Origin of the sequence: Vibrio sp. 10N.237.312.B06 (assembly GCF_041464685.1) — a bacterium.
Taxonomy (GTDB): Bacteria; Pseudomonadota; Gammaproteobacteria; order Enterobacterales; family Vibrionaceae; genus Vibrio; species Vibrio tasmaniensis_A.
Genome location: NZ_JBFSPI010000014.1, coordinates 1 through 20,008, shown reverse-complemented (window position 1 = coordinate 20,008; position 20,008 = coordinate 1). Strand labels below are relative to the sequence as shown.

At 43.1% G+C, this 20,008-nt stretch carries 18 protein-coding genes; 9 read left to right on the top strand and 9 right to left on the bottom strand.

Annotated elements, in window-relative coordinates:
* Nucleotides 1–144: 144 nt before the first annotated feature.
* A complete protein-coding gene (locus AB6C75_RS05835; protein WP_029222847.1) occupies nt 145–1,692 on the bottom strand; it encodes an arylsulfatase in 1,548 nt (515 codons plus the stop codon).
* A gap of 346 nt (nt 1,693–2,038) precedes the next feature.
* Between AB6C75_RS05835 and AB6C75_RS05830 the strand changes: the two genes are divergently transcribed.
* Both AB6C75_RS05830 and AB6C75_RS05825 read left to right on the top strand, forming a co-directional pair.
* Nucleotides 2,039–3,601 carry an arylsulfatase gene (locus tag AB6C75_RS05830; RefSeq protein WP_012600756.1) on the top strand — a complete coding sequence of 521 codons (1,563 nt, stop codon included), beginning with the start codon at nt 2,039–2,041 and terminating at the stop codon, nt 3,599–3,601.
* 288 nt (nt 3,602–3,889) lie between these two features.
* Nucleotides 3,890–4,543: a DUF2057 family protein gene (locus AB6C75_RS05825; protein ID WP_372049060.1), complete on the top strand. Its 654-nt coding sequence runs from the start codon at nt 3,890–3,892 to the stop codon at nt 4,541–4,543.
* A 105-nt stretch (nt 4,544–4,648) separates the two neighbouring features.
* Here AB6C75_RS05825 and AB6C75_RS05820 read toward each other — a convergent pair whose 3' ends face one another.
* Complete coding sequence (locus tag AB6C75_RS05820; RefSeq protein ID WP_372107273.1) at nt 4,649–5,143, bottom strand: GNAT family N-acetyltransferase; 495 nt, start codon at nt 5,141–5,143, stop codon at nt 4,649–4,651.
* A gap of 481 nt (nt 5,144–5,624) precedes the next feature.
* On the opposite strand from AB6C75_RS05820, the gene AB6C75_RS05815 reads away from it, so the two are divergent.
* Nucleotides 5,625–6,122, top strand: coding sequence for a fasciclin domain-containing protein (locus tag AB6C75_RS05815; RefSeq protein WP_372107272.1), 498 nt, complete (start codon nt 5,625–5,627; stop codon nt 6,120–6,122).
* Nucleotides 6,123–6,249: 127 nt separating this feature from the next.
* Here the strand turns inward: AB6C75_RS05815 and AB6C75_RS05810 are convergent, their stop codons facing one another.
* The 5 genes from AB6C75_RS05810 to AB6C75_RS05790 all read right to left on the bottom strand — a co-directional run bounded on the left by AB6C75_RS05810 (nt 6,250) and on the right by AB6C75_RS05790 (nt 9,502).
* Nucleotides 6,250–6,717 carry a GNAT family N-acetyltransferase gene (locus AB6C75_RS05810; protein WP_009844952.1) on the bottom strand — a complete coding sequence of 156 codons (468 nt, stop codon included), beginning with the start codon at nt 6,715–6,717 and terminating at the stop codon, nt 6,250–6,252.
* Nucleotides 6,718–6,770: 53 nt separating this feature from the next.
* The gene (locus AB6C75_RS05805; protein WP_017098960.1) at nt 6,771–7,085 is read right to left on the bottom strand and encodes a cupin domain-containing protein; all 315 of its coding nucleotides are present in this window, start codon (nt 7,083–7,085) and stop codon (nt 6,771–6,773) included.
* Between the two features lie 106 nt (nt 7,086–7,191).
* Nucleotides 7,192–7,695: a YgjV family protein gene (locus AB6C75_RS05800; protein ID WP_009844950.1), complete on the bottom strand. Its 504-nt coding sequence runs from the start codon at nt 7,693–7,695 to the stop codon at nt 7,192–7,194.
* 70 nt (nt 7,696–7,765) lie between these two features.
* The gene (locus AB6C75_RS05795) at nt 7,766–8,545 is read right to left on the bottom strand and encodes a PhzF family phenazine biosynthesis protein (RefSeq protein WP_372107270.1); all 780 of its coding nucleotides are present in this window, start codon (nt 8,543–8,545) and stop codon (nt 7,766–7,768) included.
* A gap of 306 nt (nt 8,546–8,851) precedes the next feature.
* Nucleotides 8,852–9,502 (bottom strand): LysE family translocator, encoded by a 651-nt coding sequence (locus AB6C75_RS05790; RefSeq protein ID WP_017098962.1) that lies wholly within the window; start codon nt 9,500–9,502, stop codon nt 8,852–8,854.
* A gap of 370 nt (nt 9,503–9,872) precedes the next feature.
* Here AB6C75_RS05790 and AB6C75_RS05785 point away from each other — a divergent pair, with 370 nt between their 5' ends.
* On the top strand, nt 9,873–10,904 hold the full coding sequence (locus AB6C75_RS05785) for a PotD/PotF family extracellular solute-binding protein (protein WP_372107269.1): 1,032 nt from the start codon (nt 9,873–9,875) through the stop codon (nt 10,902–10,904).
* A gap of 3 nt (nt 10,905–10,907) precedes the next feature.
* Complete coding sequence (locus AB6C75_RS05780) at nt 10,908–13,340, top strand: bifunctional diguanylate cyclase/phosphodiesterase (protein WP_065679406.1); 2,433 nt, start codon at nt 10,908–10,910, stop codon at nt 13,338–13,340.
* A 53-nt stretch (nt 13,341–13,393) separates the two neighbouring features.
* On the opposite strand, the gene AB6C75_RS05775 is transcribed toward AB6C75_RS05780, so the two are convergent.
* Nucleotides 13,394–14,419, bottom strand: a complete 1,026-nt coding sequence (locus AB6C75_RS05775; protein WP_372107267.1) for a diguanylate cyclase domain-containing protein — start codon at nt 14,417–14,419, stop codon at nt 13,394–13,396.
* Nucleotides 14,420–14,428: 9 nt separating this feature from the next.
* The gene (locus AB6C75_RS05770; RefSeq protein WP_012600765.1) at nt 14,429–14,896 is read right to left on the bottom strand and encodes a hypothetical protein; all 468 of its coding nucleotides are present in this window, start codon (nt 14,894–14,896) and stop codon (nt 14,429–14,431) included.
* 366 nt (nt 14,897–15,262) lie between these two features.
* Between AB6C75_RS05770 and AB6C75_RS05765 the strand changes: the two genes are divergently transcribed.
* The 4 genes from AB6C75_RS05765 to AB6C75_RS05750 are packed head-to-tail and all read left to right on the top strand — an operon-like array spanning nt 15,263 to nt 19,866.
* Complete coding sequence (locus AB6C75_RS05765; protein ID WP_372107265.1) at nt 15,263–15,649, top strand: cytochrome c; 387 nt, start codon at nt 15,263–15,265, stop codon at nt 15,647–15,649.
* Between the two features lie 24 nt (nt 15,650–15,673).
* The gene (gene ccoN / locus AB6C75_RS05760) at nt 15,674–17,098 is read left to right on the top strand and encodes a cytochrome-c oxidase, cbb3-type subunit I (RefSeq protein WP_372107263.1); all 1,425 of its coding nucleotides are present in this window, start codon (nt 15,674–15,676) and stop codon (nt 17,096–17,098) included.
* A complete protein-coding gene (locus AB6C75_RS05755) occupies nt 17,099–17,713 on the top strand; it encodes a cbb3-type cytochrome c oxidase subunit II (protein WP_009844942.1) in 615 nt (204 codons plus the stop codon).
* Complete coding sequence (locus AB6C75_RS05750; protein ID WP_372047640.1) at nt 17,710–19,866, top strand: c-type cytochrome; 2,157 nt, start codon at nt 17,710–17,712, stop codon at nt 19,864–19,866. Before AB6C75_RS05755 ends, AB6C75_RS05750 begins: the two co-directional genes overlap by 4 nt.
* Nucleotides 19,867–20,008: the final 142 nt, after the last annotated feature.

Here is a 20,008-nt window from a genome sequence, read left to right as displayed (position 1 = left end):
AAAACAATGAATTTACAATTATTTAGTGGCAGTGAGCTTGATTGTTGTGACTCATATTCACGACTGGTATTTACTCATCGATATGCGCATAAAAAAAGAGCTCCGAAGAGCTCTTTCGTGTTAGCAGTTTCAATAAACCAAAGCTTACTTATTATGGTTCTCTTGAAGTTTCTCCATAACCTGATCCAAGCTAAAGCTCGCTGCTTTTTGGCGTGGTGGATATTCAGCAAAGGTTTCTAAGAACTTGCCAACATACGCTTGAGCAGGAACAAACATATAAGCATGGTCTAACAACCAGTCATAGTAAGTATTCGATGTGATATCTGCGTTTTCGTATGGGTCCATTCGGAGGTTAAACAGCTTAGGAAGACGTAACGTTACAAACGGTTCTGCCCAAATTTGCATGGTACCCGTCGCGCGCTGCTCCATGAACACCGCTTTCCATTGGTTGTAACGAAGTGCCGCAAGGTCACCGTCATCGGTAAAGTAGAATATCTCCGAACGACGGCCTTTCTCTTCTTCACCGGTTAGGTAAGGAAGGAAGTTGTAACCATCTAGGTGCACTTTAAACGTTTTATCACCCGCAGTATGACCTTTCAGTAGTTTCTCTTTGATCTGATCATCACCAGCGGCTGCAACGAAGGTTGGCATCCAGTCCATGTGGTGCATTATTTCATTTGAAACACTGCCCGGTTCAATCTTTCCTGGCCAACGAACCATTGCTGGTACACGATATGCGCCTTCCCAGTTGGTGTTTTTCTCACCACGGAACGGAGTTGTACCGGCATCAGGCCAAGAGTTCATGTGTGGACCGTTATCCGTTGAGTAGAAAACGATGGTGTTGTCTTTGATTCCCAACTCATCCACTTGCTTCAATAGTTGTCCAACGTGTCGATCGTGCTCAACCATACCATCAGCGTAGTTACTGATACCGGTTACGCCTTTGCTATCTGGCTGCACGTGCGTTCTAAAGTGCATTCTTGTTGCGTTCCACCAAACGAAGAATGGTTTATCCGCTTTCACTGCGCGATCCATGAAATCAAGTGCCGCGTCTAGTGTTTCTTCATCGACCGTTTCCATACGCTTACGCGTTAATGGGCCTGTATCTTCAATCTTGCCATCAGCGAATGATTTGATCACACCACGAGGGCCAAATTTCTTACGGAACTCTGGGTCAGTTGGGTAATCTTCATTCTCCGGTTCTTCTTCAGCATTCAGGTGGTAAAGGTTGCCAAAAAATTCGTCAAACCCGTGTGCTGTTGGAAGGAATTCATCTTTATCGCCAAGGTGGTTTTTACCAAATTGACCTGTCATGTACCCCATAGGTTTAAGCATTTCTGCAATCGTTGCATCCTCCGCTTGCAAACCAATGTCTGCTCCTGGAAGGCCTACTTTACTTAAACCCGTTCTAAGAACACTTTGACCCGTGATGAACGTTGAGCGACCTGCGGTACAAGACTGCTCCGCATAATAATCGGTAAACATCATGCCTTCTTTGGCGATGCTATCAATATTTGGAGTGCGGTAACCCATTAAGCCAAATGTGTACGCACTCACATTGGATTGACCAATGTCGTCCCCCCAAATGACCAATATATTTGGCTTTTCTGCTGCAAAAGTGGCGCTAGACGCGGCCATCATTGCTGTACCCAAAATCGCTAATCGACGTTTAGCGCCATACTTCGCTGTCATAGAAACCTCTTCGTAAGTTATTTGCATCCTGCCCTACAACGTATAGTTCATTTTTTGCGCATACGCGAGATTACCTAAGCTATTAATATTTTTGTCATTTTCATCGAGATATGGATACAGAAGTCATCGATAAGGTTTACGGCAACAAACATGATAAGGATCACACATACAAACTAAGGGGTTGTTCTGGCAACACACTAGAACTCATATGAATCAACAAGTTAACTAGACATCATAACGATTGGTTATAAGCACTATAAAAGGACGGAACGGAATTTTGAGAATAACATTTGCTCATCGATGTGTTGTTCTAACGCATTAATCTTAAAAGTGAATTGGAGTCCTTATGGGTACTAAAATTAATAAACTAGCATTAGGTGTTGGCTTATTAGCAGCTTCTTCAGCGGCAACAGCAGCAGAAAAACCAAACATTCTTGCTATCTGGGGTGATGACATTGGTGTATTCAACATCAGTGCATACAACAACGGTATGATGGGTTACGAAACACCTAACATCGACCGTATTGCTAACGAAGGAGCACTATTTACTGACCACTACGGTCAACAATCGTGTACTGCTGGTCGTGCTGCATTCCTAACCGGTCAAGAACCTTTCCGTACTGGTCTATTGACTATCGGCATGCCAGGTTCGGACCACGGTATCCCTGATTGGGCTCCAACTATCGCAGACCTTCTTAAAGAACAGGGTTACATGACAGCTCAGTTCGGTAAAAACCACATGGGTGACCAAGACAAACACCTTCCAACGAACCACGGTTTTGACCAGTTCTTCGGTAACCTTTACCACCTAAACGCGGAAGAAGAGCCAGAGACATACTACTACCCTAAAGATCCTGAGTTCCGTAAGAACTTTGGCCCTCGTGGTGTAATCAAGTCGACTTCTGACGGTAAGATTGAAGATACAGGCCCTATGACGCGTAAGCGTATGGAGCATGCGGATGAAGAGTTCCTAGAAGAATCTTTAGCATTCATGGAAAAAGCAGTGAAAGCTGACAAACCATTCTTCATCTGGCACAACACGACTCGTATGCACGTGTGGACTCGTCTACAAGAAAAATACCAAGGTAAATCTGGTATCAGCATCTACGCTGATGGCATGCTAGAGCACGATGACCAAGTCGGTATCCTTCTAGACAAGCTTGATGAGCTTAAGATCGCAGACAACACCATCGTAATCTACTCTACCGATAACGGTGCAGAGACAGTATCTTGGCCTGATGGTGGTGCAACTTACTTCCACGGTGAGAAAGGTACAACTTACGAAGGCGGTATGCGCGTTCCTCAGTTAGTTCGCTGGCCTGGCACTATCAAACCGGGAACTAAGATCAACGACATCATGGGTCACCAAGACTGGATCCCGACTCTACTAGCAGCCGCTGGTGATGATAAAGTGGTTGAGAAGCTTGCTTCTGATAAAGGTGCTACTTACAACGGTAAAAACTGGCGTGTACACCTAGATGGTTACAACTTCCTACCTTACTTCCAAGGTAAAGAAGAGAAAGGCCCTCGTGACAGCATGCTTTACTTCTCTGCTAACGCTGAACTAAATGCGGTACGTTGGAATGACTTCAAGATTTCTTTCGCAGTAATGGACGGGAACATTGTTGATGCAGTTCGTTTCCAACCAAACTGGCCTCAAGTCGTTCACCTACGTGCTGACCCATTCGAAAAAGCACCACACGAATCGGGCATGTACCTACGCTGGATGGCAGACAATATGTGGCTATTCGTACCAGTAGGCGGCAAAGTACAAGAGTTCATGAACACACTACCTGACTACCCAATGCAGCAAAGCCAAGTGTTGAACCCTGGTAACTTCAACCAGAATGCGTACATGCTTCAAGGTAAACTTAAGCAACTAGAAGCGGCAGCAGCGCAAGCTAAATAATTAGCTAAAGCTTAACCAACCTAGGAAAGCGAAACCAAGCCGTGATAGCTCAAGTGCTATCACGGCTTTTCAGTATATCAACAATGAAAACTGTCCCACATAAGCCTTTATCAAACGAGTGACGAACAAGGTTATCCGCATACATTTACTCGCATAGCCTTGTAACTCGCCTCGTTTATGACCGTTACGTTAAGATTACGCAAATTTTTTCAAATCCCACGGACATCACTTGAAATACAGAGATATGCGTGCGATTGTATTTTAACTCACCCTAACAACTGTATGATTATGAAGACAATCCAAAGCATTGCCCTACTCTCAGCTATCGTTGCTGCACCTTCAGTATTAGCTGACGTTGAAATCCAAGTTCCATCCAGTGTTGATATTCTAGCGGTTAACGAAGCTAAGCCTGACTTAGACGGCGGCTTATTCTCTTCTCATAAAACACTGACGTTACCAGATGGCCAAAACCAAATCGTGTTCCAATATCAACTTGCATTTGATAAAGGTAACGATCGTGAATTCGTAGACAGCGACGCTGTTATCGCAACATTCGATGCGACTGATACCACAGTGACTTTCGACCTGCCAAAATACCGCAACACAGCAGAAGCAAAATCTGGGTTTAAGAACTTAGAGTGGAGCCTTGTTGACGAGAACCAGAATGAAATCAGCGTTAAGCAAGACAAGCTAGTTAAAGACGGTATGCAAATTGGACGTAAATACCCTCAAGAAGCAAAAGAATACAACCAGAAAGGCGGCATTGCTGCGCTAGCTATAGGTACAACAGCAGGCGCAACAGCGGCGGTTGTTCAACCTGTAACACTTCCAGCAAAAATTGATGGAAATGCGGCTAACACAGCTGAAGAAATGTTGTATTTTTGGTACGAAAAAGCCGATGCTGAAACGAAGCAGAAATTCAAAGATTACGTGAACAAGTAGATTCGATTACGAACAAATCTATAAAATATCTCGTTCAAACCAAAGAAGCTGGCACACTGCCAGCTTCTTTGATTTCATCTAAATAGGACGTTATAGGTCTAACAATCAACGATAATCAGGTCGAATCCTCGACATCAACAACATATCAATGTATTTCCCGCCTTTGAATGTACTCAGCCTTTTAGTGCCTTCTAACTGAAAACCTACTCGTTCATACAAAGCAATGGCAGCGTTGTTATCGGCATGAACCTCTAGCTCCAGACGGACCAGATTAAGCCAATTATCAGCCTGATTAATCGCTTCTTTCATTAATGCCTTCCCAACCCCTTTGCCGTGTGCATCAGGGTGAATCGCAATCCCTAAGCCAGCACTATGTCGGTCTCTCACCTTAGTCGTCATGAATAAGGTAATGTGCCCAACGACTTTACCTGACACTTCTGCGACTAAAGTGAAATGGTCTGAATGACCAAACAATCGCTCCACTTGCTCAGAGCTAAGGAAAGGTTTTTGTGAGGTATTTTCTGATACTGATGAATGACGATAAATATCAAAAATGTCTTGGTTGTCTGTGGTTTCAAGATGTCTAATTTGTATTTCCAAAGTGATTCCTTACTGTCTATTTCTATCCTTAAGCTAATTTTCATATTACGGATAGCAACGAGTAGCTACAACCGTAAGTGACAGAAATAATTGAATAATCGTCATAGCCCATAAAACAGTCGCCACAGCCCATAAATAACAAACTCAAATACTAAAAATGCACCATTGAAGGCCCTCACTCGCCTGTTCATAGAGTAAAGTTCGCTCTCGAAGCAAATAGCTCAAAGGTATAATAATACCAATCGTAGTAAATAACTGTTCACCCTAGCTTGTTAAAAATATCGATAACGTCGTTAGGTTTTTTGATTGTAGAATAACTACTTATCGAAACTATTTATTGAAAAGAGCAGCCTTGTTCTCAAGCTTTTTTCCTGCGCTATTTTTGATCACTTACTTACTGTGATTGGTATAAATTGATCCATCGCTTTGAGCCTTTCGTAATACCTGACGAAAATAACGGACAAACTCAAAGGATTCCAACATGATTAATAAAATTAGCAAGTCTCTATCTCTTCTTGTCGCTGCACTTTTTTTTAGTGCATTCGCTAACGCCAATCATCATGAGATGAAAAAAGATATCGTCGATGTCGCAGTAGGAAATGGCTCTTTCAATACACTTGTAGCTGCTGTTAAAGCGGGTGGACTTGTAGATACTTTGAAAGGAGAAGGACCTTTTACCGTTTTCGCTCCAACCGATGAAGCATTTGCCAAGTTGCCAGATGGTACTGTCGATATGCTTTTGAAACCGGAAAACAAAGACAAACTACTCGCAGTGCTAACTTATCATGTAGTCGCAGGGAAAGTGATGGCGGCAGACGTTATGAAAATAGATAAAGCGACAACAATCCAAGGTCAAAACGTGATGATAAGCGTAAGCGATGGCACGGTTATGGTTAACAATGCAAAAGTGATTGCGGCAGATGTGGAATCAAGCAATGGTGTAATCCACGTAATTGATACGGTCTTGCTCCCGAAATAATCAAATAGAAAGAAAGTCTCAGGCAAACCAAACTCTTTGAGGGTGTGACAGTTCACACCCTTTTTAACCTACTGGGCTAAGCGTTGAGCATATCCAATTTTACCTACACTAGACATAACGTTAATGGCTACTTAGTGGTTTTCTCCATCACGTAATTAGTCAGCTTAACGCCACGTATTTCGACTTCCTGTTCATTCACTAACTTAAAGCCAAGGTGCTCATAGAAAGGCCTAGCGGTAATACTCACCTCAGAGAAGTATCTCGATACACCACGAAATCGACCAATCTCGAATACATGCTCCATCAAAGCTCGCCCTACACCTTTACCTTGATATTCATGATGACAAAAGAAGTGATCTATCAACCCATTCGGTTGCAAGTCAGTATAGCCAACAATGTGGCCATCCAACTCCGCTACAAAAGGTTGGATACGATGCAGACACTTTTCCCACACCTCGGAATCAAAGTCACTTGGTGCCCAAGCCTCAACTTGTTCTTGAGAATAGTCACGAACATTAATATTTCGAACAGTATGGAAATAGATCTCCCATAATGCTTTGGCATCACTAACTTGGTAATTTCGAATTCTAACCACGACACAGTCCTTTCATGTATTGCTGATTGCCTATTCACTACTTGATAGCAATACTAACGATAAAACACAGCTAGCCAAATAGTCACAACGTCTCTATCCGTACCAACAACCTTGTGCTTCTCTCTCGCGGCAATATTGATGTAATCCCCTTTAGACAAGGTAACGACACGTCCGTCTTCAAACTCAATAACACCTTGCCCCTCTAGCACCATAACCCATTCGTTTTCATCTTGGTCATACCAACCTTGTTCTGGAGAACTGTGCCCATGAGATATTATTCTTTCAATCCGCACATTCTCAGTAGTAATGATGTCGTTGAAGATTTCGTCGGGTATTGACGAAGGCACATCCGAGTAGATATTTGACATCGCTCTCTCCTAATCCTTATTAGATGAATATGGTGCATTGCTTTATCGTTTTATCGTTTTATCTAAAGCCTAGCTTCCTGAGCTCCTAAGCTATAAGCCCTAAGCCCTAAGCCACAGCACTTTTTCTGAAATAGAAACGATAATAGCCAACCAAGTTACTGCAGATAAATAGCGCTTCCATCAGTACAGCAGTTGGAGAACCAACTAAGTAATTGTGAACCAACCAAAAGCTAGTTCCGATAATCATCAACTCTCTTAATCGACGGTCATCTTTATTGAAGGCTGCAAAGGTTTGAAATACGGAAGCAAAGCAACTCAATATGCTAGTGAGCCCCGAGTAAGTCACAACCGTTGCGACTACTGACATGGAACTGAACAAATATTTAAATTTTGGTGACGTAGAAAACACGCTCGTCAAATATCGAATGGTCGCGATGATCATCAAACTTGCCGCTGTCCATTGTTCGAGCAAAATGAAATGACTAGAAATAAGAACGCCTGCAAAAAACAAGCATGTGACGATTTTCTTCCTCTCTTTAAATTGAAAAGACAGAAGATCGAAACAAATAGCAATTGCGACTAATACCTGAGAAAGATAAAAAGCTGACACGATTATTCCTTAAGTAGTGACCTAGCAGATTTAAATTATGACGTTGCTGTTTTATGAATGATATTGAAGTTTAGACTTTTAAAGTACCACTGATTACGGTGGTTGCAGACCCTATCAGTTTTATACGACCGTTCGGTAATAGCTCTGTCGATACATACCCACCGCGGCGCGACGCTTGGTAAGCATTGAAACGCGCTTTGTTTAGTTTCTCGGACCAGTACTGTGTGAGAGCGCAATGCGCTGAACCCGTAACGGGATCTTCGTTAACACCCACCCACGGCGCAAAATAGCGCGAAACAAAATCAAGCTCAGAGTTCGACGACAATGCCGTCACAACAACGCCTCGACCTTTAATACGCTTTAGAGCATCAAAGTTTGGTGCTAAATCTAATAAAACTTGTTCGCTGACAACCTCAATAAACTGTTTGGTATCGAACTCACTGTATGACACGACTTGGTCTTCACACAGCCCTAAATATTCCAGCAAATCTTTATTAGCATCCAATCCAAGATCAAGCACAGTACTTGGGAAGTCAAGCTCGATTGTGGAGTCACAAACTGTGGCAGATAGCTTCCCTGAAAGCGTATCAAACGTCACAACCTCACCCGCATTGACTAACCCTCTTTCCTTCATCACATGCGCTGTTGCCAACGTACCGTGGCCGCATAATTTGACTTCAACTTCTGGTGTGAACCATTTCAACGTCATCGTATTGAGGGCTAAGAATGCCGTTTCTGATACTGCCATCTCTTCAGCAATCGAATACATCAACGACTCTTCTAAAGGTTCTTGTGAAATACAAACCCCTGCAGGGTTTCCTTTAAAAGCTTTAGTTGTGAACGAATCCACTTGTTATATCTCTAAATTCACAATGGCTCCTAGCTCTGATATTGAATTGACATTGCAGCCTACAATAAGCACAAACACCCCGAGCTACAAGTGTTCAACAGCAACATTATTAATACTTATTTAAGAACTAAGGAATGATAAACAAACAGTTATGAAAAGAATTGGTGGATTAAGCTGAGGGTTTAATATCGGGCAGATAAGAGATAAAACGTATCAGCCCTGGTAGGAAACAAGCACACATTCGCGGCACATAGGCATTGTATCGTGCCACAAACGGGTTACTCAGCAATGGTAACTTTATTGAATCTACTGACGTACCAGAGCAGATTTCACAATGGTCAAGCCAAGCAGACCCAACATAACTCCTGTCACTTTATCAATATAGTAAGCAGCGCGCGTAAACTCTTGACGCACTTTAGGCGTCGATAACAGGAAGATGATCGCCGCATCCCAAATAAAGACAACCACCGTCATCCAAATACCTAGGCCTAACTTAAACATGAAGCCAATGTCATTGTTCAACACAACCGTAAATAAGCTCAAATAGAACAATAGGTTTTTGGGATTAAGGATTCCAGATAGAAAACCCGTGACGAATTCTTTAAGAAAAGTCGTTTGGTTGAAGCTATCTCCTTCGGAAACATCCATATTACTGTAGTTACATTTCTTCGCTCTTATCGCTTGAACGGCAAGATAAACAAGAAATACACCACCAATTATCTTAAGTGCAATCATAACGGAAACAGATGCCGCTAGGATCGAGCCGACACCAACCAAACATAAAGCAATATAAACCGCATTGGCGCTGGCAATACCGAATGCAACGCCGAGTGCTTTTCTTCCCTTATTTTTAACAGCGCTCTTTACCACAATCACAAAATCTGGTCCGGGGCTCAATAGCGCCAAAAAGTGAGCAATCGCCACGGTAACAAAAATCCCAACTAAACCTGCATCCATAAACCAACCTCCTATCGTTCAATTAATGCCCTACTATTGCATAACTAACGAAAAAATGCTCAAGTAGATGAATATATATTTACTAGCAACCTAATAATCAAACAAATCCCGTGTTTTCGTCGTGCCAAATCAGAAGTAGATGAGTCATTCGTGCACTTATTCAGGCGTTCGTCGGTCAAAGGTTGATATCCCCTTGATTTAACGTAGTGATTTTGTGCTCAAAGCTTACTTTTAGTTCCAATTAGGTCATAGGATTTTCACACCTAGATGCATTGCGTTAGGTTGAACTGAAATTAGAGACCTAAATTTGAGCTATGTCGCAAAATTTGGGCTACGATTTAGTTAAGCAAAGTAGGAAAGGAATCCGTCAGTGAAAGCATTTTATGTTTCAGTTCTTGCGTCATCATCCTTTTTAACTGGCACAGCGTTTAGCCAACAAAATGATATTTATCTCTACAATTGGGATGAATTTCTATCCAATAGTGTCGTGACCCAACTAAGTGACACGTACGGCATTTCTTTGAAACAGCAGTTTTTTTCTGATGAGTCGATCAGAGATGAAGTGCTATTAAGCGAACGTCGTGGCGCATTTGAGCTAGTCATTATAGAAAGTGTAAAGCTCAATGCGTTAGCCAAGCAGAACCTGTTTCATAATCTCAGTGAGTTACAACAATCCATTGCTGGTAACATAGATTCACGGTGGGTTGAAGGATGTGGCGAGTATGGCATTCCCTACGCTTGGGGGACTGTGGGAATCTTATATCGCAGTGACAAACTAAACGCTCCCACCTCTTGGAACGCTATTCTCGAACCAGACACGAACAGCAGTGGCCGCATAAGTATGTATTACGAACCTACGGATTTGGTGAGTACTGCACTGTTAGCAAATCAATTTGATCCATTCACCAATAATGAGCAGGAACTTCGCGTTGCCTATAAAACCCTGCAAGCTCAAAAGCCACACCTAGAAAGCAACGAATACGTCATCGACTATATTCGCCAACCCGAACGTCTTGCTAACATCGACCTTGCCTACGGTTATTCTGGTGACAGTTATGTACTCAATGATTTGGAGCCTGATGCCTCTTGGGTTTACATCGTACCTCAAGAAGGCACAACGTTATGGTTAGAGTGCATTGCTGCGATTAATAACGGAGAGTTGTCTGCACAAGCAACAACGATTCTATCATTCTTGTCGCAACCCGAGATCGCCGCTCAAAACGCAATGGATTCATGGTTTGCAACTCCAAGCTCAAAAGCAAAAGCCTTAACAACGCAAGAATACCAAAATGATCCGGAGCTTTTCCCTAGCAAAGAGGTTTTAGAACGCAGCTATCTGTATCAGCAACTCGAACCCAATAGCATTCAAATTCGTAACCGCATTGTCGACAGTTTGAGATAATTAATGCCAGTATTAAAGAAGCTCTACTTTGTGCTCATTCCTACTTTATTGTTCGTATTTGCAATAGGCGGAATGGTTACTTACCACTTAGCCTCTAACCACGCGAAACACATGTACTTAGACGAAGTACAATCTGATGTGAACACCGCGCTCGTGGCGGCTGAATACGAGCAACTTGGTCTATCTTTGCTTGTAAAAGATATAGGTTCATCGCTACAGTTCTTGCGATATATTCAAAACCCTAGTGACTACACAACCTTGTCCCTGCTGGAAAAAAGAGTGCTTCGTGTCTTAAACCAAAGTCACGTTAATCAATTTGGTCAACGTAACATCTATATCGTTGATCCTAAGTTTCAGTTAACGCTATCTACGTTACGAGCAGACCCTTTCGAAGGGTTAAAGATCCCCGATAACATCTATGAAAAAATCTTCGATATCTATACCTCGTTAATCAATAAAAACGAGCTGTCTCATAAAGGCTTCTCATATATCTCTGTGAGTGGTGAACTTAGATACGCTTACGTTATTGCAATCGACCCTTACTTGCTCCCACAAGACAAACGTGCAAACGACAGCTTAAATCGATACATACTAATTGCAGATGGTCCATTAAAACAACTATCCAACTTACTAATAAAATACAACGATGATGACAATATGCAGCTTCTGATTGAGCCATCATCGAATACTGCACACATAGAGAATACGCAGTTTGTTATCAAATCGTTTGAACAAACCAAAGACAGAATCAAAGTTGAGATGAACAGCCGTCACTTCCTCGCTCAGGTTAATATTCGCGAAAAAAAATTCAATCAGGAAAAATCTATCATAGCTCAGCAGACCTTACTTGGCGGTTTGACGACACTATTCATTATTATGCTCATCGTACACATGGTGGTGCGCTACCAATTAGTACGTCCACTCAAAGATCTACTACACGAGATATCCATTGGCGGACTTAAACTGAGGTATTTCAAACGTTCATCCGGGCACAGTGAAATTGATGGTCTAAAAAACGCCTACATTGATTCATTAACAGAATTGAAATTCGAAGCTGAATTTGATCAATTAACCAAATTAGCCAACCGACGCTCGTTCATCCGACACCTCGATGTGCGTCTAAAAAGCTCGATAAGTCCTCATTGCTATCTGGTTTGCTGGGACATTATCGACTTCCGTAAAATCAATGACTTATATGGTGCAAAAGTAGGTGACAATGTACTCGTTAGTCTGGCCAAAACACTAAGAGAAACCCTGCAGAATCAACAATCCTCTTTCGGTTTCAGTTGCAGCGACTATTCAGTTGCAAGGCTAGGAGGAAACCAATTCATTGCCATATTGGAAATGGGTGAGCACCAATCAATAAACGAAGAAATTGAGAACATTAACAACACCCTAACAGGCACGACTTTCCTCGATTACTATGGTTTCAGGCTTTCAATTGCAACAGGTGTACTACCCGTCGATACCCCTAAGTTCGAGGAGATATGGCACCGATGCATCGATGAGATGCTGATTAATGCCAAAGCGCACAGTGATGGAGAAAGCCGAATCGTTTACGGCGAAGAACTACTTCATTCACTAGAAAGACATGACGTTATCGAAAAAAGGCTATTGGAGTGTTGTGAAAGCGACAACTTTGAACTTCGCTTTATGCCTATTTTCAATGCTAAGACACTTCAGATTGACGGAGCAGAATGTCTGATTCGCTGCCCTGCTCTATTTGATATAAAGGCTGGCCCGGATGAGTTTATTCCGGTCGCCGAAAGAAGTAACTTGATATCCAAACTCGACATGTGGGTCATTAGTACCGCAATAAAAAGCTATAAAGAGCTCTCTGAAATTCACAAGTACACAGGTAGCTTATCAATAAATATATCAGCAATGGAACTTTACAATCGTAACTTTGCAGACAATATTCGAAAGGTAATCGAGCGTTATCAAGTACCACCAGCCAACATCATTATAGAAATTACCGAAACCAGTTACGTTAAAAGCAGTAAACTTACAGTGCAGACTATCGAAAGTATCAGGAGCTTAGGTTTAAAAGTGTCTCTTGACGATTTCGGTACTGGCTATACAGCTTTTAACCAACTTCTTCACTACCCTGTCGATGAGCTTAAAATTGATAAAAGCTTTATCGATAATATCGTCGACGACAAAGCTGACCGAAAGATGGTCGAATCCATGGTTAACTTAGGGCACTCTTGTGACACCTTCGTTGTTGGTGAAGGTGTCGAGTCTCTCGAACAATATCATCACCTTAAAAAAGCCAACTGCGACCTAATACAGGGTTATTTTTTCAGCCAACCACTCACTTACATTGAGTTCATTGAATTTGTTCGTGACCACAATCCGCAAACTATTCTGGATCAGCAAGCCCTTTTAGAACCAAGCTCTAACGAAAGGATTGTGGCACTTAATCAGAAACAGTAGTCGTATTCCGAAAGCATGACTACTTAATAACCACGACCAAACCTTGTAGAAGCTTAGCCTTGCATCGAGGTCAACAGCTCCATCATGTCTTTAGAGCTTATGTTCTTCTTGTGCCTCACTACGGCGTCAATCATCAATTCTAAGTTACCTGCAGAGATGTAATCACTAAGCACATCGTTAAACTTGCCCTGAATTTCGTCACTCGCGTACAAATGATCAGGAATGAAGAATAAGAACTGGCTTCCACTGCTACGGAATGAAATGGTGCTTTCAGGGATCTTGGTGGTCAAAGACTTAGCAGCCGAGCTCACCACAAGGTCCCCATATTCAAGGCCATATTTTTGATTAATCTCGGTAAGATTTCTGATTCGGACAAAATAGAGATCAAAGTTTTTGTCCTTCGAGTAGCTATTCTTAACAAATTTCATCAACGAAATTCGATTGCGAAATCCTGTAATAAAATCCGTAGAGTAGAGCTTTCTTTTAATAGAAAAGTCCATATAAAAAATAATCCCAGTCAATAACAAGATGCCAACAAGAAAAACGCTACTGATCCGATGAACGGTAACCAAGTTATCAACCATTGAGGTATTTTCTTCAATCACAGGGCTTTGTAATCGAAACTTGTCATTAATAAAATCGACGAGTGTGTGGTAGCAAATATCGACTTTTTTCTGCAGAGATTCCTTGGGCAACAACCCTTGACTGACCAGTTTAATTGAGGATTCCAAGCTCTTAAATTTATCAAATTCCGCACTAAAATAAGGTTTAAAGTTTGCTGACTTGATGAAATTGGAGGACTCAGTACTGTTAATTAATATGTCAAAACGGCTCCACGTAATATCGTACGCTAACCATAACTCATCATAATCAATAGTTTCAGAACGGCTTACCATCAAGAAATTGGCGTATTCTTTCACCAATTGAAAAACGAACCACGTTGCCTCATTTTGTCGGGTGGAAAAACTCTTATTGATATCGTTAATGCGGGTCACACTGTAGATATTAATGGTGAGTACCACTGCCGCTAAAGATAACACGACGACTTTAATTGCAGTCAATGACAACAGCTTTTTCATACTAAGTCCTTACAAATGAATATCGCGTATCTGCCAGATCATCTTGGCATGGAAGTCAGTGTTATCAATGTCTGGAGTCGAAGAAAGTGGATATATCAACCAGTACGGACCTTTTTCTCTGACTGACATAAATTGGCCATTTTGTTTAATCGCAATGATCGGCTGGTAGTCGTCAAAGTCTTCTTTGGGCACCGCTATTTTATAATCGTTTAGTGCAACAAAAGTTACCTGCGAGGCCATGGGTAAATCCATAGTTTCAAGCACCGTTTGTAAGGCCACACCACTATAAACCAATTCTCCATCCAGCCAAGGTAATGACGTGGTGATTTCTTTTTGAGGAAGCAATAACAGTTGTTCTCGACTGAATTGATGCTTTTGCCCTAAGTGATCGAATATTGTCAGTTCCGATGCTGCAAAAATAGAAAATGAACACAGTGAAAGGATAAACAGAAGTGCAGCTCTCATTTTAAACTCCATTTTAAAAGGTCACTAATTTGAGTCTAGTTCATATTGGTCATTTGACTTGCTTAGACATTGTCTATTTTCTCAATGATGCTGTTCGAATCTTTCTCAAATAATGTTTCATTCCTGTAACCAGTTGCGAACAACACCTCCCCTTATCTCAATAAGACTTTAATTAGCGTTCATACAAGTAATCCCTGTTTTTTAAAGACAATGAGTAATCCAATCCTGCCACTGAATACGTACTGACTAACAAAATTGACAATAAATATGAGTCAGTAAGTAGCGAGAACGCTTATGCATGCATAACCTTTACACCAAGGTGAGTGTTTTCTGAGGGTCATCAAGCACTCGCTCTTTTCTTCGATAAGGGAATACGTAATGAGATTAAATAAGCAAAAGTTTAACCCCATAACCGCACTTTCCATTCTGCTAATGACGGCGGTCATGAATCCAGTTTACGCAGAATCCAACGACGAGCAGTTCGAGTTAGGAAAACAAAAAGCCAAGGTGTGTATGACCTGTCATGGCGTTGATGGTATCTCAACACAAGACCCTTACCCGAACCTTCGCGGTCAAAAGGTGGGATATCTCATTTCCTCGTTAAAAGACTATCAGACAAGGGAAAGAACCAGTGGTTTGGCAATTCTCATGCAGCAACAAGCCGACACACTTTCAGACCAAGACATCCGCGACATTTCCTATTTCTATTCAATGCTCGGCAAGGAATCAAGTTCAGTTAGCGACTCAAAAACAGACAGCGAATAAAAGCTTTAGGCAAGGAGCCTTGTTATGGAACAAGTGACACCGCAATACAACATTAAGGTCGTTAAGTACTTCATCATCGCGTCTTTAGTGTGGGCAATCGTAGGTATGATCATCGGAGTGATTCTCGCCGCGCAATTGTATTGGCCAGTCTTAAACTTCGATTCTCAATATTTCCAGTTTGGTCGACTGCGCCCGCTACATACATCTGGGGTGATTTACGGGTTCGTCGTGAACATCTTGATGGGGACATCTTTGTACATTGCCCAGCGAACAGGCCATTGTGAGTTGTTCAATAAAAGCCTTTCATGGATGGTATTTTGGGGATGGCAATTTATTCTATTGCTTGCGGTCATTTCCTTACCCGCAGGCCACACCAGCTCAAAAGAGTATGCGGAGCTTGAGTGGCCAATCGACTTGATGATTGTGTTGGTTTGGGTGCTGTATGCGGTGTTGTTCTTTGGCACCCTTGCTAAACGAAAGGTCAGCCATATCTTCGTGGCTAACTGGTTCTTTGCTGCTTTCATCATCGTCGTTGCAATGATTTTCATCGTGAACAACCTCGCGATGCCTGTGTTGGCGATGAAGTCCTACTCTGTGTTTGCAGGCGCTCAAGATGCGATTGTTCAATGGTGGTGGGGACATAATGCCGTCGGCTTCTTGCTGACCGCTGGTGTGATTGGTATGAACTACTATTTCATACCTAAAGCGGCGGATCGACCTATCTACTCGTACCGTTTGTCTGTGATCCATTTTTGGGGCTTGGTCGGCTTTTACACGTGGGCCGGAACGCACCATTTGGTTTACTCTTCCGTTCCTATCTGGATTCAGAACATCGGCATCGTAATGTCTTTGATCCTGTGGCTCCCTTCCTGGGCGGGTGCTTTCAATAGCGCAATGACCCTTCTACAAAACAAAGAAAAGCTGAAGTCCGACTACATTCTTTTATTCTTTTTCTCAGCAATTCTTTACTACTGCTTGGCGACATTCGAAGGTCCCCTACTCGCTATTCGCTGGTTCAACATGGTGGCACACAACACCGAATGGATCATCGGTCACGTACATTCCGCAGCTCTTGGATGGGTTGGAATGTCAGGGATAGCGGTTTTTTACTATTTCATTCCGCGCTTATGGGGCCAAACCGATCTTTGGTCACGACGACTGATTAAATGGCACTTTTGGCTCGCTCATGCTGGCGTCGCCATCTATGCGATAGCACTTTGGATCGCAGGCATCGGCGAGGGATATATGTGGCTCGCTCAAAATGAAAATGGCGAACTGATATACAGCTTTGTAGAGGCTATGGACTTTAAAGCACCTTGGTTGTTCTTACGATTCTTTGGTGGTGCGCTGTTTGTTCTCGGTTTATTCCTAATGGCATTTAACTTATTTAAAACCGTTCGTATGCCAGTAGTACATAACGCTAAACACGCCGTTAATGAGGGGGCTTAAATGATGAGTAAAGACTTTACACATTCAATCGTCATTTTAATTTTGACCACTGTTGTCGTCGCTTCCTTTTCTCTGTTGGTTTGGGTAGTGCCTAGTATTGTCCGCGGAGACGACATTGCCAAAGGCAGCTTAGCGATGCCACTCACACCGATAGAGTTAGCAGGCCGAGACATATACATCAGTGAAGGCTGCCATGTGTGTCACACCCAAATGGTTCGCCCTCTAGAACCAGAAGTGAAACGTAATGGTCGTCCCAACAAAGAAGCAGACGACATCTACGAATTTCCTAACTTGTGGGGTTCTAAGCGCACGGGGCCGGACCTCACTAACCTAGGTAGAAAGTATTCTGACCAGTGGCATGCTATTCACTTAATTGATCCTCGAAAAGTCGTACCGACATCGATCATGCCCGCCTACCCTTGGTTATTTGAACAGACTCTGTCAGGCGACGACATAAGCGACAAAATGGAAACCCTCCGCATACTTGGCGTTCCTTATACTGACCAAGAAATAGGTGATGCCAGATTACAAGTAAGAGGGAAAACCAAAGGTGAAGCTCTGATCCGCTATCTACAAAGCCTTGGTAAAGATACGTCACAGGAGGTATCACAATGAGTGCATTTTGGAATCTATGGGCGGTAATTTTAACCTTAATCTTCTTCGTTCTTATGGTGTCTGTTGTCGTTAAATATTGGCGTAGCAATCACCAAGCCGATCAAGACCACACCCTTGGCACTTTTGATGGGATTGAAGAAAAAGATGCGCCACCGCCAAAACTACTCTTTGTTAGCTATGCTATTGCCTTTCTATTGTCTGCTGGCTATTTGGTGCTCTACCCCGGGCTTGGTGAATGGGAAGGGTTAGTCGATTGGAAGCAAAGTGACGACAAACTCAGCTCACCCAGCACAACGTTAAACGAGCAATTCTCTCAAACAACGGAAACCACCCTCGAAGGATTGTCTGGCATACCCGAAATAGTAAACAGCGGACAAATCTTGTTCCAAACTCACTGCGCGGCTTGTCACCGCGATAACGCTCAAGGTCAGAAACACTTCCCTAACCTTATTGACCAAGAATGGCTATATGGTGGTAGTGATGAAGCGATCATTCATTCGATCGCCAAAGGGCGAAATGGCGCGATGCCGGGTTGGAGCGAGATAATGCGCCCCGATGAAGTGGCTAAGGTTTCTTACTACTTAGCTTCGATCAATCAACGCCATACCGATGTTCCAGAGGTGAAAGTCAAAGTCGGCAAAGAGCTGTTTGCAAAATACTGTTCGTCTTGTCACGCCGATGGTTCTGTCGCGAATCCGGCGATCGGCGTCCCTGATCTTTCAGATGATATCTGGCTGCACGGAGGGAGTATTGAAGAGATACAACACACTATCAACAAAGGCTTGAACAACCTGATGCCTGCGTTTGATAAACAGTTTACGGAAAACGAGATACTCGCACTGGGTGCTTACATTCGACATGCGGGCTCAGAGCAGCAGCAAAGACTCGCGAACCTAGAAGCTCAGTCTGTTGAACGTGGTGAATACCTCGCTTATGCCGGTGACTGTGTCGCGTGTCATAGTGCCGAAGGTGGCGAACCTTTTGCTGGCGGCCTGCCGTTTGTGACCCCTTTCGGCACCGTATATTCAACCAATATTACACCCCATACAACGGAAGGTATTGGTACTTACGATTTTGATAATTTCCGAGCCGCGTTAGTTGCAGGCAAAGGTAAGAATGGTTACCTGTACCCTGCAATGCCTTACACCTCTTATCAATACCTCACCGACCAAGACATGCTCGACTTGTGGGAATACATGCAGTCAATCACCGCGGTGCCTCGCCGCAATGACGACAACAGCATGATGTTTCCCTCGAATATACGCCTAGGTCTGCTCGGGTGGAACATTGTGTTCATGGATACCGACCCGATTGACTATCAAGTGCCTGAAGAACTTAAATCGGAAGTCGAAAACGTTGAGAAATGGCAACAAGGGAAATATTGGGTTGCTGGTCTTGGACACTGCTCTGAGTGCCATACCCCTCGAAACATTGCTCAAGCTCTGATACCCGAACGTATTTTCCAAGGTAACTTGATTGACGGTTGGAATGCGCCCGATATCACGGCCAACGAGCTGTATGTCGATGGTTGGGATGAAGCGACACTGACCGATTTCTTACACACGGGTCACTCAGACAAAGGGACTGCTTTTGCGGGCATGGCAGACGTAGTAAAAAACAGCCTAAGCCTGATGACGCGTGAAGATATCGAGTCGATGTCCTATTACCTACTCAGTGGTGACATCAACAACACCATCAGCAGTGACGCCGTTCCGTTGCAGCCCAAAGGGTTTGATGAAGACTCTTACGCGACTGACATTTACACCACGTATCGCCAGACATGTGGAGCCTGTCATGGTGACGATGGTAAGGGACGTGACCCTATCGCCCCTACTCTGTTGAATAACGGCATCATCATGCACAGCGATCCATTCAACACCATCGCAGTAACCGTGCGTGGCCTGCAACCCACCTATCTCGACAAAGACAGAAACTTCATGCCAATGGCAAGCTTTGAAGATGTACTGTCGGATCAAAGATTGGCTGAGTTGATCACCTTCGTGCGATTGCACCTTGGAGATAGAGAGGAACCAGTAACGGCAGAGCACGTTCGAGAGGTAAGAGAAACTCTTGAAGCTGCAGGTTACGCTGGAGGGTTACACACCACACCTGAAATGTACGAAAGTCGAGACAAGAACATTAACATTCGCTAGGTTCTGTACGTATTCAATTTACTCGGTAAGCAGCAACAATACGTTACTTCTATCACGGCTTAATCAATTAAAAGGAGACCAGCGTGTCTAATGCCGATCAGTTAAAGCCAAAGTGATCGGTTGAAGGATCCTTCCGAGCTGT

Excerpts from the sequence above, each read along its gene's own strand:
- AB6C75_RS05775 (WP_372107267.1), bottom strand. The coding sequence starts at position 14,419 with ATGAAAAAGCTGTTGTCATTGACTGCAATTAAAGTCGTCGTGTTATCT.
- AB6C75_RS05770 (WP_012600765.1), bottom strand. The coding sequence starts at position 14,896 with ATGGAGTTTAAAATGAGAGCTGCACTTCTGTTTATCCTTTCACTGTGT.
- AB6C75_RS05825 (WP_372049060.1), top strand. The coding sequence starts at position 3,890 with ATGAAGACAATCCAAAGCATTGCCCTACTCTCAGCTATCGTTGCTGCA.
- ccoN (WP_372107263.1), top strand. The coding sequence starts at position 15,674 with ATGGAACAAGTGACACCGCAATACAACATTAAGGTCGTTAAGTACTTC.
- AB6C75_RS05755 (WP_009844942.1), top strand. The coding sequence starts at position 17,099 with ATGATGAGTAAAGACTTTACACATTCAATCGTCATTTTAATTTTGACC.
- AB6C75_RS05805 (WP_017098960.1), bottom strand. The coding sequence starts at position 7,085 with ATGTCAAATATCTACTCGGATGTGCCTTCGTCAATACCCGACGAAATC.
- AB6C75_RS05835 (WP_029222847.1), bottom strand. The coding sequence starts at position 1,692 with ATGACAGCGAAGTATGGCGCTAAACGTCGATTAGCGATTTTGGGTACA.
- AB6C75_RS05765 (WP_372107265.1), top strand. The coding sequence starts at position 15,263 with ATGAGATTAAATAAGCAAAAGTTTAACCCCATAACCGCACTTTCCATT.
- AB6C75_RS05790 (WP_017098962.1), bottom strand. The coding sequence starts at position 9,502 with ATGGATGCAGGTTTAGTTGGGATTTTTGTTACCGTGGCGATTGCTCAC.
- AB6C75_RS05830 (WP_012600756.1), top strand. The coding sequence starts at position 2,039 with ATGGGTACTAAAATTAATAAACTAGCATTAGGTGTTGGCTTATTAGCA.
- AB6C75_RS05815 (WP_372107272.1), top strand. The coding sequence starts at position 5,625 with ATGATTAATAAAATTAGCAAGTCTCTATCTCTTCTTGTCGCTGCACTT.
- AB6C75_RS05780 (WP_065679406.1), top strand. The coding sequence starts at position 10,908 with ATGCCAGTATTAAAGAAGCTCTACTTTGTGCTCATTCCTACTTTATTG.
- AB6C75_RS05750 (WP_372047640.1), top strand. The coding sequence starts at position 17,710 with ATGAGTGCATTTTGGAATCTATGGGCGGTAATTTTAACCTTAATCTTC.